At 39.8% G+C, this 13894-nt stretch carries 16 protein-coding genes; 13 read left to right on the top strand and 3 right to left on the bottom strand.

Annotation, left to right across the window (positions count from 1 at the left end; translation table 11 throughout):
* Nucleotides 1-101 precede the first annotated feature (101 nt).
* Together pssA and purS are read left to right on the top strand one after the other, a co-directional pair.
* On the top strand, nucleotides 102-824 hold the full coding sequence (gene pssA, locus AC1DRQ_RS19740) for a CDP-diacylglycerol--serine O-phosphatidyltransferase (protein ID WP_477426493.1): 723 nt from the start codon (nucleotides 102-104) through the stop codon (nucleotides 822-824).
* Nucleotides 805-1062 (top strand): phosphoribosylformylglycinamidine synthase subunit PurS, encoded by a 258-nt coding sequence (gene purS, locus AC1DRQ_RS19735; RefSeq protein WP_477426492.1) that lies wholly within the window; start codon nucleotides 805-807, stop codon nucleotides 1060-1062. Before pssA ends, purS begins: the two co-directional genes overlap by 20 nt.
* Nucleotides 1063-1255: 193 nt before the next feature.
* Here purS and AC1DRQ_RS19730 read toward each other — a convergent pair whose 3' ends face one another.
* Together AC1DRQ_RS19730 and folK are read right to left on the bottom strand one after the other, a co-directional pair.
* A complete protein-coding gene (locus AC1DRQ_RS19730) occupies nucleotides 1256-1633 on the bottom strand; it encodes an Hpt domain-containing protein (RefSeq protein WP_477426491.1) in 378 nt (125 codons plus the stop codon).
* Nucleotides 1634-1753: 120 nt separating this feature from the next.
* Nucleotides 1754-2233 carry a 2-amino-4-hydroxy-6-hydroxymethyldihydropteridine diphosphokinase gene (gene folK, locus AC1DRQ_RS19725; protein WP_477426490.1) on the bottom strand — a complete coding sequence of 160 codons (480 nt, stop codon included), beginning with the start codon at nucleotides 2231-2233 and terminating at the stop codon, nucleotides 1754-1756.
* 86 nt (nucleotides 2234-2319) lie between these two features.
* Here folK and sppA point away from each other — a divergent pair, with 86 nt between their 5' ends.
* The 9 genes from sppA to AC1DRQ_RS19680 all read left to right on the top strand — a co-directional run bounded on the left by sppA (nucleotide 2320) and on the right by AC1DRQ_RS19680 (nucleotide 11581).
* Nucleotides 2320-4095: a signal peptide peptidase SppA gene (sppA, locus tag AC1DRQ_RS19720; protein WP_477426489.1), complete on the top strand. Its 1776-nt coding sequence runs from the start codon at nucleotides 2320-2322 to the stop codon at nucleotides 4093-4095.
* 117 nt (nucleotides 4096-4212) lie between these two features.
* On the top strand, nucleotides 4213-4611 hold the full coding sequence (locus AC1DRQ_RS19715; RefSeq protein WP_477426488.1) for a hypothetical protein: 399 nt from the start codon (nucleotides 4213-4215) through the stop codon (nucleotides 4609-4611).
* Nucleotides 4612-5046: 435 nt separating this feature from the next.
* On the top strand, nucleotides 5047-6729 hold the full coding sequence (locus AC1DRQ_RS19710) for a helix-hairpin-helix domain-containing protein (protein ID WP_477426487.1): 1683 nt from the start codon (nucleotides 5047-5049) through the stop codon (nucleotides 6727-6729).
* 42 nt (nucleotides 6730-6771) lie between these two features.
* Nucleotides 6772-7794, top strand: coding sequence for a D-glycero-beta-D-manno-heptose-7-phosphate kinase (rfaE1, locus tag AC1DRQ_RS19705; protein ID WP_477426486.1), 1023 nt, complete (start codon nucleotides 6772-6774; stop codon nucleotides 7792-7794).
* 167 nt (nucleotides 7795-7961) lie between these two features.
* The gene (gene gmhA / locus AC1DRQ_RS19700; RefSeq protein WP_477426485.1) at nucleotides 7962-8519 is read left to right on the top strand and encodes a D-sedoheptulose 7-phosphate isomerase; all 558 of its coding nucleotides are present in this window, start codon (nucleotides 7962-7964) and stop codon (nucleotides 8517-8519) included.
* 48 nt (nucleotides 8520-8567) lie between these two features.
* On the top strand, nucleotides 8568-9071 hold the full coding sequence (rfaE2, locus tag AC1DRQ_RS19695) for a D-glycero-beta-D-manno-heptose 1-phosphate adenylyltransferase (protein ID WP_429399253.1): 504 nt from the start codon (nucleotides 8568-8570) through the stop codon (nucleotides 9069-9071).
* A gap of 12 nt (nucleotides 9072-9083) precedes the next feature.
* Nucleotides 9084-10049 (top strand): glycosyltransferase family 9 protein, encoded by a 966-nt coding sequence (locus AC1DRQ_RS19690; RefSeq protein ID WP_477426484.1) that lies wholly within the window; start codon nucleotides 9084-9086, stop codon nucleotides 10047-10049.
* A 126-nt stretch (nucleotides 10050-10175) separates the two neighbouring features.
* A complete protein-coding gene (locus AC1DRQ_RS19685) occupies nucleotides 10176-10652 on the top strand; it encodes a SixA phosphatase family protein (RefSeq protein WP_429399251.1) in 477 nt (158 codons plus the stop codon).
* Nucleotides 10653-10933: 281 nt separating this feature from the next.
* On the top strand, nucleotides 10934-11581 hold the full coding sequence (locus tag AC1DRQ_RS19680) for a porin family protein (RefSeq protein ID WP_429399250.1): 648 nt from the start codon (nucleotides 10934-10936) through the stop codon (nucleotides 11579-11581).
* Nucleotides 11582-11705: 124 nt separating this feature from the next.
* Here AC1DRQ_RS19680 and dprA read toward each other — a convergent pair whose 3' ends face one another.
* The gene (gene dprA / locus AC1DRQ_RS19675; protein ID WP_477426483.1) at nucleotides 11706-12803 is read right to left on the bottom strand and encodes a DNA-processing protein DprA; all 1098 of its coding nucleotides are present in this window, start codon (nucleotides 12801-12803) and stop codon (nucleotides 11706-11708) included.
* 174 nt (nucleotides 12804-12977) lie between these two features.
* Here dprA and AC1DRQ_RS19670 point away from each other — a divergent pair, with 174 nt between their 5' ends.
* Nucleotides 12978-13355, top strand: coding sequence for a BlaI/MecI/CopY family transcriptional regulator (locus tag AC1DRQ_RS19670; RefSeq protein ID WP_429399248.1), 378 nt, complete (start codon nucleotides 12978-12980; stop codon nucleotides 13353-13355).
* Nucleotides 13352-13894 (top strand): hypothetical protein (locus AC1DRQ_RS19665; protein WP_477426482.1); only part of this gene is annotated, 543 nt, incomplete at its 3' end. The genes AC1DRQ_RS19670 and AC1DRQ_RS19665, both read left to right, overlap by 4 nt.

Below are 13894 nucleotides of genomic sequence, written 5' to 3'. Positions count from 1 at the left end.
TTGATACTTGATACTAACTACTTGATACTTGATTCACTATATAAATTTTTATCTGTAACTTCATAAATAGTTAATAAAATCCTGATAACTTCATAGCCGAAATGAAGAAGCGCGTTAAGAAACATCTCCCCAATGCCATTACTTGTGCCAACCTGTTCAGCGGCTGTATAGGGATCGTATTTGCATTTCAGGACAACCTGCTGGTTGCATCATATGCTATTTTTCTGGCCGCTATTTTTGATTTTTTTGATGGCTTTGCTTCAAGGGTGCTTAACTCCTATTCATTTATAGGTAAGGATCTGGATTCACTTGCCGATATGGTAAGCTTTGGTTTTTTACCATCGGCCATATTATATGAGCTATACTTAAAAGCGCCGCAAATTGACCACATAAGCCCTTATTTGTGTTATATAGCATTTTCAATAACGGTATTTTCGGCTTTACGCCTGGCCAAATTCAACAATGACACCCGCCAGTCTGATAGTTTTATTGGCCTGCCAACACCAGCCAATGCTATATTCATAGCTTCGCTTCCATTAATTATTCAGCAATACGAAGTTTTAGCCCGCTACATTCTAAATCCTTATTTATTAACGGGTTTAATTATAGTGATGTGTATTTTGCTGGTATCTGAAATACCGCTTATGTCGCTTAAATTCAAGAACCGCGATTTTAATAAAAACATTTTCCGCTATTTACTGCTGTTGTTTTCGGCAATACTGATTCTATTTTTTAAATTTGTGGCAGTTCCGGTGGTTATATTTATATACATCACCTTATCTTTAATTCAATTTAAAATCACAAATGACAAAGTACCAGGCTGAAATTGACGTAATGCCCAAAAAAGAAATACTTGACCCTCAGGGAAAAGCAGTAACCGGAAGCATGAAAAACCTTGGTTTAGCCGAAATACAAAATGTGCGCATAGGCAAACATATCACGCTTGAAATTGAGGCTGATAACGCCGAAACAGCACACACCAAAGTGGAGCAAGCCTGCAAAAACCTATTAGCTAACCTGATCATGGAAAGCTATACTTTTAAAATACAGGAAGTAGCTTAAAGCTGAAAGCCGAAGGCTTAAAGCTCAAAGCTTAAATCTCCATAAATAGTTAGAGGCAATCAATCTGTTTGCCTCTAACTATTTATGCCCCCTATAATTAAATTGATTTTTTACATTATTTGCTTTAAGCTTTATGCCTTCCGCTTATTTAAGCTTTAAGCTTTAAGCTTTCCGCCTTCGGCTTTCAGCTCTCCTACAAATCCGCTTCTTTCTCGTCCTTTATTTTTTTAAGGGTGATCAGGTTAGCATTAACAATTGCTTTTACCTGATTAAATTTTTCAAATATTTCAGCAGAGTTTGGAGCGTCTGCTTTACAGCCCAGTTCAACCTCTTGTATAGTTGCCTGGCTTATCGGCATACCAAAAAAACCAAGGTTAGGCTTTAATTTGTGCGAAGTTTTCGAGGCAGTGTCCCAGTCACCATTAGCCAGGGCATCACCAATAATAGCAATTAACTCTGGAGTTTGCTCCAGGAACAAACCTATTGATTCTATAATAAACTCATTACTGCCATCGGCAATTTCATATAAAAAGGAAAGATCAAGGTCTTGATCGGGCGAAATATCTGACATATTTATTGAGCGTTGATTACGTGAGTGGTTGATTAAGTTGAGTAAATGGTATCATCAGCTAAACAAAATTGTAAATTTTAATAGCTACTCACCCAATCAACCACTCACTAAAACATAAATTTATACTTTTTTTACAATCAAGTTGTCTTTAAGTTCATTTTTAAGCTGTAAAATATTTTTACTCAACACCGGGTGAACAAAGTCGGCAGCTATTTCGGCAAGGGGTTCCAGTGTAAATCGTCGTTTATGTAATTCGGGATGCGGCACCTGTAAATTGAGCTCATCAATAATGGCATCGCCATAAAACAAAATATCAATATCAATAATGCGCGAACCCCACTTTTCTTCGCGCTTGCGGCCCAAAAGATTTTCAATAGCCAATATTTTTTGAAGTACCACTTGCGCAGGGAGCAAAGTTTGCAGCATAAGTACCTGGTTAAGATAGTCTGGTGCATCGGTTTTACCCCATGATTGCGTTTCATATACCGATGATGCCTTTACCAGTGGGGCAATATCAGCCTCAATATGTTTAATTGCCTGTTTAAGAAACAATTTCCTATCGCCCAGGTTACTGYCTATGAGTAAAAAAATGTTATTCATGTTGTAACAAATATTATAGAAACGGCTCTTAACATTATCGGTATTGAATTACTAAGTTTGCATAGATATAAAGATTTATAACATTAATGAAACAATTCTTCAAATTCGTTCTGGCCTCTATAGTGGGGATACTGTTAGCCACTTTCATTTTAGTTATTATTGTAGCAGGGATAATATACGCCGCAAGCAGTGATAAAACCGTTGRAGTTGAACCCAATACCGTGCTGCATATGGCATTTACAACGCCAATAACCGAACGTACTCCCAATAATCCTTTGGCCGGATTAGGTTTTTTAGGATTGGATAAGGATAAATCAACCGGCCTTAATGATATACTGGCCAACATCAGGAAAGCAAAAGCCGATCCCGATATAAAAGGTATTTTCCTGGATGAAAGTTATATGACATCGGGCCAGGCTACTACCGAAGAGATCCGCAATGCTTTGATAGATTTTAAAAAATCAGGAAAGTTTGTTGTTGCTTACGCCGAGATATACACCCAGGGCTTTTATTACCTGGCATCAGTTGCCGATAAGGTGTATATTAACCCCAAGGGCATTTTTGAATTTCATGGATTTAGCTCCCAGATCACCTTTTTAAAGGGCGCACTTGATAAATTAGGCATTGAGGCGCAAATAATCAAAGTAGGCACCTACAAAAGCGCTGTTGAACCATTGATACTCACTAAAATGAGCGACGCCAACCGGATGCAGGTTACCTCCTACCTGGGCTCATTATATGATCATTATTTAACCGGCATCAGCAAAAGCCGTGGCATTAATAAAGATTCATTATTTAATTATGCCAACCAAATGCGCGTACAGATCCCTGAAGATGCGTTAAAATTAAAGCTGGTTGACGGCTTAAAATATAAGGACGAGATACTGGACGACCTGAAAAAACGTACCGGAACAAAACAAAAAAGCGACCTTAACAGCATTGAACTGGGCGAATATACCAAGAGCAGTACTGAAAAAGACACGCTTGATGATTCGTCGTCGTCCAAAAACCGTATAGCGATTGTTTACGCTTCGGGCGAAATTTCTGGGGGCGATGGAGATGATAATACCATAGGATCTGAAAGAATATCAAAAGCCTTGCGCAAAGTGCGGTTGGATAACAAAGTAAAAGCGGTTGTGCTGCGCGTAAATTCACCAGGTGGCAGTTCACTGGCTTCGGATGTGATATGGCGCGAGGTAATGCTTACCAAAAAAGTAAAACCTATTATTGTTTCTATGGGCGATGTTGCGGCATCAGGCGGTTATTATATAGCATGTGCTGCCGATTCCATTATTGCCCAGCCCAATACCATTACAGGCTCTATAGGTATTTTTGCCATACTGCCTAACATGCAAAAACTTTTTAATGATAAACTGGGTGTTACGTTCGATGGCGTAAAAACCGGAAAATATGCCGATCTGGGTGATATTAACAGACCCTTAACCCCCGATGAAAAGCTCATATTGCAAAATAATGTAAATCACGGGTACGACGATTTTACCAAAGCAGTTGCCCAAGGCAGGAAAAAAACACAAGCCTACATTAATAGTATAGGCCAGGGCCGGGTATGGACTGGTTCGCAGGCATTAAAAATTGGCCTGGTCGACCGTCTTGGTAATATTAATGATGCCATAGCATCGGCAGCAAAAAAGGCCAATATTAAGAGCTATAGCCTGGTAGCTTATCCAGAGCAAAAAAGTTTCCTTAACCAACTAAGCGGCGATGTAACTGTAGAAGCACGCACCCGCATGCTGAAATCTGAACTGGGTGATAGTTACAAGGTGTACGAACAAATTAAAGGTATAACACAAATGATGCGTACCCCGCAAACCCGCCTACCTTATGATATTGTGATTAAATAAGTTTTCCTATTATATTTTGATTGAAAAAGCTGCCTGTATGGGCGGTTTTTTTTATTTTTAGAGGGTGCGGTGATAATATCAGTCACTTGTTAAACATAATTTATTTCACTGTTAATTATGATAAAAATATCGAAGGACAATTTATTTTTTTGGCGCTATTTTTTTGGGGGCGGACTTATCATAACGCATGCTTGTTTTATTGTTTTTGTTTTTGCAATGAATTTTTGGTTGATGTATTTAATATATTTTTTCTTTGCTGTGATGCATTTTGTTGTCGCAAAAGTTTGGAGATATTTATTCATCGTTGATACATATATAAGCACCGATTTTAAAAAAATAATGTTTAAAAACACAAAAGATGAAATGATAGCGTTGAACTGTGATCTGATTAAAAAATGCTCTACCTATTTTGGTATAACTGATATAATTATTAATGATAACGGAAATGTATTGAAGTTTTATTTTATGGTAAACGCTAAAGAAAACCTGAAATATTTAGCCCCTGGTTATTCGTAATTTTAGGCTATCAATTTAATTGTGTCTTTTAAAACTTACGAAGTTTTTAAAACTTCGTAAGTTTAACAACGTTTAGAGTTAAGCATGGCACTTTCATTCTGTAAATTCATAAATTCTATAAATTCTGATTCAGACAAGTGCGTTAAGGATTGCAGCGGATACCTGCCCTGCGCCTAAGGCCTGCAGGCGTATGAGCGGAAAGCCTGACCCGCAGGGAAACGCCCAGGACTTAAAAATTCTAAATACTAAATCCTAAAATCTAAATACTAAAATCTAAATTCTAAACACTAAGCTCTAAATCAAAATTTAAAACGGTAACCTTTTATTTAAATCCACTAAACAGTCATCATCCGAAAATTATCATTAAAAAAACAAACCCGCCACAAAAGCCATCATTCCAATGGCTTTTTGTATTTTTACGGCCTCAATATCATTATGGAAAATAAACCCATAGCCCGCACACTTCGTTTACTATCGCAACTCATGGAATTGCATGAGGTTAATCCCTTTAAAATAAAGTCGATAGCTAATGCTGCTTTTAAGGTTGATAAGCTGCCCTTCCCTATTGCCGGTAAAACACTGGAGCAATTGGAAAAAGTTGATGGCATTGGTAAAAGTATTGCCTCCAAAATTATAGAGCTTTTTGAAAACGGTACCATTGCCGAGATGGACGATCTGCTGGCCACTACCCCGCCCGGCGTGGTAGAGATGATGGGCATTAAAGGTATAGGCGCTAAAAAGGTGGCCATTATTTGGCGCGAGTTGGGTATTGAAACCACAGGGGAACTTTTTTATGCCTGTAACGAGAACCGCCTGATCGAGGCCAAAGGTTTTGGCCTTAAAACCCAGGAAGAGATTCGTAAAGCTATTGAGTTTAGGATGGCCAGCAATGGCAAATTCCTTTTTGCCCAGGTTGAAAAAGAGGCCAAAGAGCTCATGGATGAGGTTAAAGCCATTTTCCCGGATGCTTTGAAACATTTTGCAGGTGAGTTTCGCAGGTTAAATGAAATCATTACCGAAATTGTGATCGTGTTGGGTAGTGTTAATCATGAAATTGCACACCAGGCTTTATTAAAATCCAACATTATCAGCAATGTTTCGCTAAATGAGAACCATATATCAGGCGAATTACCAAACGGCCTGTTGGTTGATATTATTTGCGTTGATAAGGCTGATTATTTTAGTGAACTGTTCCTGAACACAGGTACCGACGATCATGTTCAGGCGATATTGGAACGTATTAATACGCCCCTTGATCAGCCCGAGAGTGAAGAAATTATTTATAAAAAAGCCGGCCTGTCCTGGATGCAGCCCGAACTGCGCGAAGGCACCACCTTTATTGAAAAGGCCGAAAAGAATGAACTGCCAACCCTGATCATTACCCACGACCTTAAAGGCAGTTTGCATAACCACAGCACCTGGAGCGATGGTGTAAATACCGTGGAAGAAATGGCCCTGTACTGCCGCGATAATTTAAAACTGGAATACCTGGGCATGTGCGATCATAGCAAGAGCGCCTTTTATRCCAAAGGATTAAGCATTGAACGGGTATTACAGCAGCAGGAAGAAATAGACCATTTGAACAAAAAGCTGGATGGTTTTCATATATTTAAAGGAATCGAGTCGGATATTTTATATGATGGTTCGCTTGATTACCCGGAGGAGATCTTACAAAAGTTTGATTTTGTAGTAGCATCCGTGCATTCCATACTTAAAATGGATGAGGAAAAAGCTACGTCAAGGTTAATTACAGCTATTGAAAATCCGTATACCACTATACTTGGCCATCCTACCGGCCGGTTGTTGTTAAGCCGCAGCGGTTATCCCATCAATTATAAAAAGGTAATTGATGCCTGTGCTGCCAACAATGTGGTGATTGAAATTAATGCTAACCCATTAAGGCTTGATCTGGACTGGCGCTGGCACCAGTATGCGCTGGAAAAAGGTGTTTGGCTATCTATTAACCCCGATGCCCACCGTGTAGAGGGCTTTTTAGACATGCATTACGGCGTTTTAGCAGCCCGTAAAGGCGGCCTATATAAGGAAATGTGCCTTAACGCGTTATCGTTACAGGAAATTTCGAAAGTTTTTGAAAAAAAGAGGTCGGCAGTGAAGTAGATAAAGGACGGAAGGACAAAGGATCATTGACTTAATGATCTAATGACGAAAGACTTATTGACTAATGCCCCCAATACAAAGATATACATGATAGATAAAGTACGTTCTATACAATCGTCAAATAAAAAACCGGCTATATTGGTTATAGGCGATCTGATGATTGACCATTATATACTGGGCAATGCCAGCCGGTTATCGCCCGAAGCACCGGTACCCATCGTGAATGTAAAAAGCGAATCTGTTACGCTTGGTGGCGCGGGGAATGTGGTACAAAACTTGGTGGCATTAGGTGCACAGGTTACCGTGGCTGGTGTAATAGGCGACGATGTAGCCGGTAGCCAGATCATTGAAATACTGAGCAATGAAGGTGTAGAAACACATACCATTATTAAAGATAACACCCGCCCTACTACCGTTAAAACCCGGGTTTTAGCCGGTAGCCATCAACTGGTAAGGATAGACAGGGAAACCACCGCTACCGTATCAGATGATATTGCTGATGAACTGGTTAGTCACCTGAGTGGCTATATAGAAAAGGTGGATATGGTGATATTATCTGACTATAATAAGGGATTATTTTCGCCGGCGTTAACACAACGATTAATAATCGCGGCAAACAAGCAAGGCAAAAAAGTAATAATTGATCCTAAAGGATTAAATTATGAAAAATATAAAGGCGCCTACATTATAAAACCTAACCGTAAAGAACTGGCCGAAGCAGCTAAAACCGAGAAAATAGACTCGATTGAAAGCCTGAAACAGGCAGCAAAAGCTATTTTTGAGCAAACCGGAACTGAATACCTGGTAGTAACCTTATCAGAAGAGGGTATGGTAATATTAAGTGAGCTAACACACAAGATGTTACCCGTTAAAGCCACCGAGGTTTTTGATGTGACCGGCGCCGGTGATACCGTACTTGCTACTATCGCCTATTTTATAGCGGCAGGTTTAACTATTGAAGAAGCCTGTGAACTTGCAAACCATGCCGCCGCTATTGTAATACGCCAGGTAGGCAGTGCCACTACCACTATTGACGAAATAATTAATGATATAGAGAAGGGGTAAAAGGTTAAAGGCGAAAGGTTAAAGGTAAAACTGAAGGCTGAAAGCTAAAAGGTTAAAGGCGAAAGGTAAAACTGAAGGACAAAAGATAAAGGATAAAAGACGTAAAATTTAAAAGTTAGCACGTACATCCCGAACCTCACAACACGAAACACGAACCTCAAAAGAACATGGTTTTAGACGCACTTAAAGATCATCAACGCACTATACAGCTGGTAATTGATACCCTGGTTGGGGATATTGAAAAAGCCTGCGGGTTAATGACCACAACATTAAAAAACGGTAACAAAGTTTTGTTTGCCGGTAACGGCGGCAGCGCTGCCGATGCCCAGCACCTGGCGGCCGAACTAACAGGCAGGTTTGTAAAGGAGCGAAAAGCGTTTCCGGGTATAGCGTTAACCGTTGATACTTCGGCACTTACGGCTATTGCTAACGACTATCATTTCGACAGGGTATTTTCGCGCCAGGTAGAGGCATTCGCGCGGCCGGGTGATCTGTTTATCGGTATATCAACCAGCGGAAATAGCCAGAGTATTTTGAATGCTTTTGAAACTGCAACCCAGTTTGGCTGTAAAACGCTGGGATTATCGGGCCGGGATGGTGGTAAAATGAACGGAATTTGCGATCTGAACATCATCGTACCTTCAAATACTACAGCACGTATACAGGAAATGCATATACTGATTGGGCATATTATGTGCCAGGCAGTTGATGATTTATTTGATTAATCTATATAAAAAAAGACGCATGTGATGCGTCTCTACAAATAAAAGAATATGAGAATCGACCTCGAAAAAATACTTACTGATAAAATAACCGACCTACCATCGCTTAAAAAACAGTTGCAAAGCTGGCAAAGTGAAGGCAAAAAAGTTGTTTTTACCAATGGCGTATTTGATCTGCTGCATATTGGCCACATCACTTACCTGGCCAAAGCGGCCGAACTTGGCGATAAGCTCATCATCGGCTTAAATGCCGATAGTTCGGTTAAACGCATAAAAGGCGAAAGCCGGCCGGTAAATGACCAGAGCAGCAGGGCCGCTATATTGGCCGCCTTATTTTTTGTAGATGCTATAGTGGTTTTTGAAGAAGATACACCGCAGCACTTGATCAGTACCTTATTACCCGACATATTGGTAAAGGGTGCAGATTATTCGGTAGAAAATATTGTAGGCGCAAAGGAAGTGATAGCAAATGGCGGCGAGGTGAAAACAATTAATTTTGTGGAAGGGTATTCGTCAACTTCCATAATTGAAAAGATCAGGAACCAAATTACCTGATAAGGCAAAAAAATGAAGATACTGGTGATCCGCTTTAGCTCGATGGGCKATATTATTTATACCACGCCTGTTGTACGCTGCCTAAAAAAGCAAATACCCGGAGCCGAAGTTCATTTTTTAACCAAACCCGCCTTTAAATATATATACGATAACAATCCTTATGTTGATAAGCTACTGTTGTTAAAATCAACATTATCAGCAACCATTCAGGAAATAAAGGCAGAGCAATACGATTATATTATCGATCTGCACAACAACCTTCGTACCGCTATCATCAAGCTGCGCACAGGCATCCGGTCATCAACCTATCAAAAACAACCGCTAAAAAAGTGGCTTAGCTTAAAGTTTAAACTAAAGCTGATACCCCCCATTCACCTGGTTGACCGTTACCTCAAAACTGTTAAATTTTTAGGTGTGGTTAATGACGGCCAGCCTATTGACTACTATATAAAAGCAGAGCACCAGTTAAACAACTTGCTGCCCCCCACGCATCAAAAGGCATATGTCGCCTTTGTAATTGGAGCCACTCATTTTACCAAAAGAATGCCTAATGACAAGATTATCAGCATTTGCCGGCAGCTTAATAGCCCGGTGGTACTGCTGGGTGGCAATGATGTTAAGGCCAATGCCGATATTATTGCCGGAGCAATTGGCACACCTGTTTATAATGCATGTGGTATTACATCACTTGATGAATCGGTGTACCTGGTATCGCAGGCTAAAATTATCATTGGTTTTGATACCGGCCTAACCCATATTGCCGAAGCATTTAATAAACCCATTGTATCAATTTGGGGTGGTACCGTACCCGATTTGCTGGGCGTACAACCCTACATGGTTAAAGATGTTTTGGTTGCCGGTATTGATCTGTCCTGTCGTCCATGCTCCAAATTCGGATTAGAAAAGTGTCCGCTTGGCCATTTTAAGTGCATGAATGATATGCCCGAAGATGGCATTGTTCATTTTGTGAATAAATAGAATAGCCCTGTTTTTATTTATGTTATTAAAAAAAACTTATTGAAATTAGCTGTTGTTATACTTCTATAAGTATCTGCCTGCAACTATAATAAAATAAGATTATTAACAAAATTAAACAGGGGTCACATGAAAAATCTGCTCTTAATTCGTCATGCTAAAGCTACACATGAAAGCGGTTATGTTGATTTTGAAAGACCTTTAAAGCAATCAGGAATGCAGGATGCTTTATTTATGGCGAATGTTTTAAAAAGACAGGCCAGCATTCCGGAGGTTATCGTAACGAGTCCGGCCCTGCGCACACTTACTACAGCCCAGATATTTGCAGAACACCTGCATTTACCCCCCGCCGATACGGATAAAAGGATATATGAAGCCAACGAACTGACACTGGTAAATGTGATCAATAACCTGCCAAATGAATATAATTTTATTGGCCTGGTTGGGCATAATCCGGGGATAAGCCAGCTATTACATTACCTCACCGGGCAAATTCGTGATGTACCTACCTGCGCCATAGCATTGATCAGCTTTGATAACGACGATTGGCGCTCTATCAGCACCGAAGATGGACATTTAACTTTTTACGATTCGCCTAAAGGGTAAGGAAGGGGGTGCGGGTTTCGGGGATCGAGGTGCGGTTTTTTGTCTGAACCTTGATTTATAGGATTAAGGGATTATTATGATTCTTGACCGTTGATTAGGGTGATTGACATGATTTCGTTGATTTTTGGCTAACCCGAAGATACCATCGTTCAATTCCCGATCAAGTAATAAACACCTTTCAATCAGATAGTTACAGTTTAATCATTCATTAAATATCGACAACTTCTTGCTGTTAATTTATTTAATTACTTTTGTCGCCTAAATAACCTTATTCACTTTACATGAAAAAACTATTACTTTCCTTGCTTTTGGCAGGCTCTTCAATGGCAGCTTTTGCTCAATTACCAACTTTCGGAATTAAAGGCGGCGCCAACTTTTCAACACTACATGTGTCGCTTGACGGTACCAACATCAGTGTTAATTCAGGTACCCTGACCACTTTTAACGCCGGTGTTTTTGTCGACTTTAAATTTGGCAACGTTTCTTTACAACCAGCCTTGAATCTTAGCGGTAAAGGCGGAAAATTTGGCGGTGTTTTTTCTGATACCGAAGATTCCAACATTGAACAAGGCGACGGAAAATTCAATTTAATTTATTTACAACTACCTGTAAACCTGGTATATCATGTACCGGTTGTAGTTGGCGACATTTACTTTGGAGCAGGCCCTTATGTTGCAAAAGGTATTTCTGGCAAGGTTAAAGGCTCTGACGCCGAAGGAAATTCGATAAGCGAGGACATTAAATTTGGTGATGACGGTGATATTAAATCAATGGAATATGGCGCAAATGCCATAGCCGGTATTAAATTAAAAACCGGGTTGCTTTTTAATGTCAACTATGATTTAGGCTTATCAAACATAGCACCAAATGCCGATGGTGGCAAACTAAAAACCCGCGTTTTTGGAATTTCAATAGGTTACGCTTTTTAAGCTTACCCAAAAAACAATAAAAAAAGGAGCTTTGCTCCTTTTTTTATTTGCGCTGATAATTAAATTATTACTGTTGTATTATCAGGTTACTTGTTTTAATCATCTGAGCATACATTCAAAACCCTTAACTTATCCTATAAGTTTTCCCGGGTAAGGAGCGGATATAGCCCTGCATTTCCATATTCAATAGGTTCATTGCCAGCATACTCATAGGCATATTTGCTTTTATGGTCAGGTCATCAATAGCTAAAGGAGTTTTGTGTTGTTGTAAAATGTCAAATATCAACCGCTCATCTGCCGATAGATCAAGGGGTAAAACAAATTGTTCAACAGGTTTGGCATGGTCTGTTTTCTCCCATCCTAAGCTAAAAGCCAGGTCGGCAACACAGGTAAGCAACCCCGCTTTATTATTGCGGATCAGGAAGTTACATCCTTCAGAATAATCATCACCCAACCTGCCGGGAAATGCGAATACATCCCGGTTGTAGGAGTTAGCTATTTCGGCAGTTATTAATGCACCACCTTTTATGCCGGCCTCTATCACTACAGTAGCATCGGCAATACCCGCCACAATACGGTTACGCTGCGGAAAGTTTTCTCTATCAGGTATGGTACCTGACGGATATTCGCTTAACAGGCCACCATTTTCAAGCATTTTTTCGGCAGTGGCCCGGTTCTGGCTGGGATAAAGCCTGTCGAGCCCGTGGCCAAGCACCCCTACAGTCGGCATATTAAGCCGCAGGCATTCTTTATGGGCGGCTACATCAATACCCAAAGCTAAACCGCTTACAATTAACACATTATACTGCTGTAATTCTTCAATAAGTTGTTTGCATAGTTGCCTGCCATAGTCTGTAGCGTTGCGGGTACCTACTATGCTTATAATATGTGGCGGGTTTAGTTCCATCTTACCCCTTGCATATAGCAATACCGGCGAATCACCACAGTTTTTTAACCTTTTGGGATAGCGGCTGTCGGTGTAAAAGATCACCTCTATCCCATGCTTTTCAATAAACAGAAGTTCCTTTTCGGCCTTTTTTAAGGCATCATCAAAATCCCACATAGCAACACGTTTATCACCAATACCTGGTATCTTAACCATTTTGGCTACAGAAGTTTTAAAAATTGCCTCCTCGCTCCCCAAATAAGCAATCAATGATTTGGCGGATACCGGGCCCAGATTTTTAACAAAAGATAAAGCTATTCTATGATGTAGTGACATGGTTATTGTTAGGTATGCGGGTATTAGATCTTAGATATGCTTATCTGCAAATCCATTTTCCGTCTCTAATGTATAAAAAATCCTAAAAATATTAGTATAAATAAAAAACTACAAAAATAGTTTGCAAACTATAAAAATAGTTTTACCTTTATGTAACTATAAAAATAGTTTGCTATGAATATCAAAGAACTCACCAAAGCAGAAGAACAGATCATGCAGATACTGTGGCAGTTAAAAGAAGCTATTGTAAAAGATATTATTGATCAAATGCCCGATCCTAAACCGGCCTACAACACCGTATCAACCGTGGTGCGGGTGCTGGAAGGCAAAGGCTTTATTGATCATAAAGCCTACGGAAACTCGCATGTGTACTATCCGCTCATTAGCGACGATCAATACAAAAAGTTCACATTTGATAAGATGATGAAAAACTATTTCAGCAATTCATACCAAAGCCTGGTATCGTTTATTGTTGACGAAAAGAAGCTCGGCGTAAAGGAACTGGACGAATTAACCTCCTTAATTGATCAACTTAAAGATAAAAAATCATGAACTGGCTGCATTATCTGCTCGAAGCGAATTTATACCTCGTAGTATTTTATACCGGGTATTGCCTGTTTTTAAATAAGGAAACCTATTATACACTGAACAGGGCTTACTTATTGCTTAGTTGTATCCTATCGTTCCTTTTACCGGTAATGCAAATCGGCACATTAAAACCGGCTGAATCAGGAGTTGTAAAAGTGGTGCTTCTTGCACCCAGTGGCTTAAAATCCGTAGCAACCGAAGATTCTCCGGTGAGCCTTATTACCCATATTACTGTGGATGATGTACTATTATATACCTACCTGCTTGGTGTTATAGTGTTAGCATTAGTACTGCTATTTAAAATTTTCAGGCTGATCAAAATGACCCGCACAACCATTGCCCTGGTTGATAATAAGTATAAATTGATAGGCATTGATGGTTCAAATACCGCCTTTTCGTTTTTTAATTACCTGTTTATCGGCACAAAAACAGCAGGCAGCGATATCATTATACGGCATGAACTGGTACATATCAGGCAAAAACATTCGGCTGATATTATTTTC

The organism is Mucilaginibacter sp. P4_E8 (assembly GCF_056401495.1).
The sequence above is the reverse complement of the archived record's forward strand: the minus strand, read 5'-3'. Positions and strand labels throughout refer to the sequence as shown.

Bases quoted from the DNA above. Each gene is read 5' to 3' on its own strand.
- rfaE1 (WP_477426486.1), top strand. From the start codon at position 6,772: ATGACGAAAGACTTATTGACTAATGCCCCCAATACAAAGATATACATG.
- AC1DRQ_RS19685 (WP_429399251.1), top strand. From the start codon at position 10,176: ATGAAAAATCTGCTCTTAATTCGTCATGCTAAAGCTACACATGAAAGC.
- gmhA (WP_477426485.1), top strand. From the start codon at position 7,962: ATGGTTTTAGACGCACTTAAAGATCATCAACGCACTATACAGCTGGTA.
- pssA (WP_477426493.1), top strand. From the start codon at position 102: ATGAAGAAGCGCGTTAAGAAACATCTCCCCAATGCCATTACTTGTGCC.
- dprA (WP_477426483.1), bottom strand. From the start codon at position 12,803: ATGTCACTACATCATAGAATAGCTTTATCTTTTGTTAAAAATCTGGGC.
- purS (WP_477426492.1), top strand. From the start codon at position 805: ATGACAAAGTACCAGGCTGAAATTGACGTAATGCCCAAAAAAGAAATA.
- AC1DRQ_RS19730 (WP_477426491.1), bottom strand. From the start codon at position 1,633: ATGTCAGATATTTCGCCCGATCAAGACCTTGATCTTTCCTTTTTATAT.
- AC1DRQ_RS19680 (WP_429399250.1), top strand. From the start codon at position 10,934: ATGAAAAAACTATTACTTTCCTTGCTTTTGGCAGGCTCTTCAATGGCA.
- AC1DRQ_RS19670 (WP_429399248.1), top strand. From the start codon at position 12,978: ATGAATATCAAAGAACTCACCAAAGCAGAAGAACAGATCATGCAGATA.
- rfaE2 (WP_429399253.1), top strand. From the start codon at position 8,568: ATGAGAATCGACCTCGAAAAAATACTTACTGATAAAATAACCGACCTA.
- AC1DRQ_RS19715 (WP_477426488.1), top strand. From the start codon at position 4,213: ATGATAAAAATATCGAAGGACAATTTATTTTTTTGGCGCTATTTTTTT.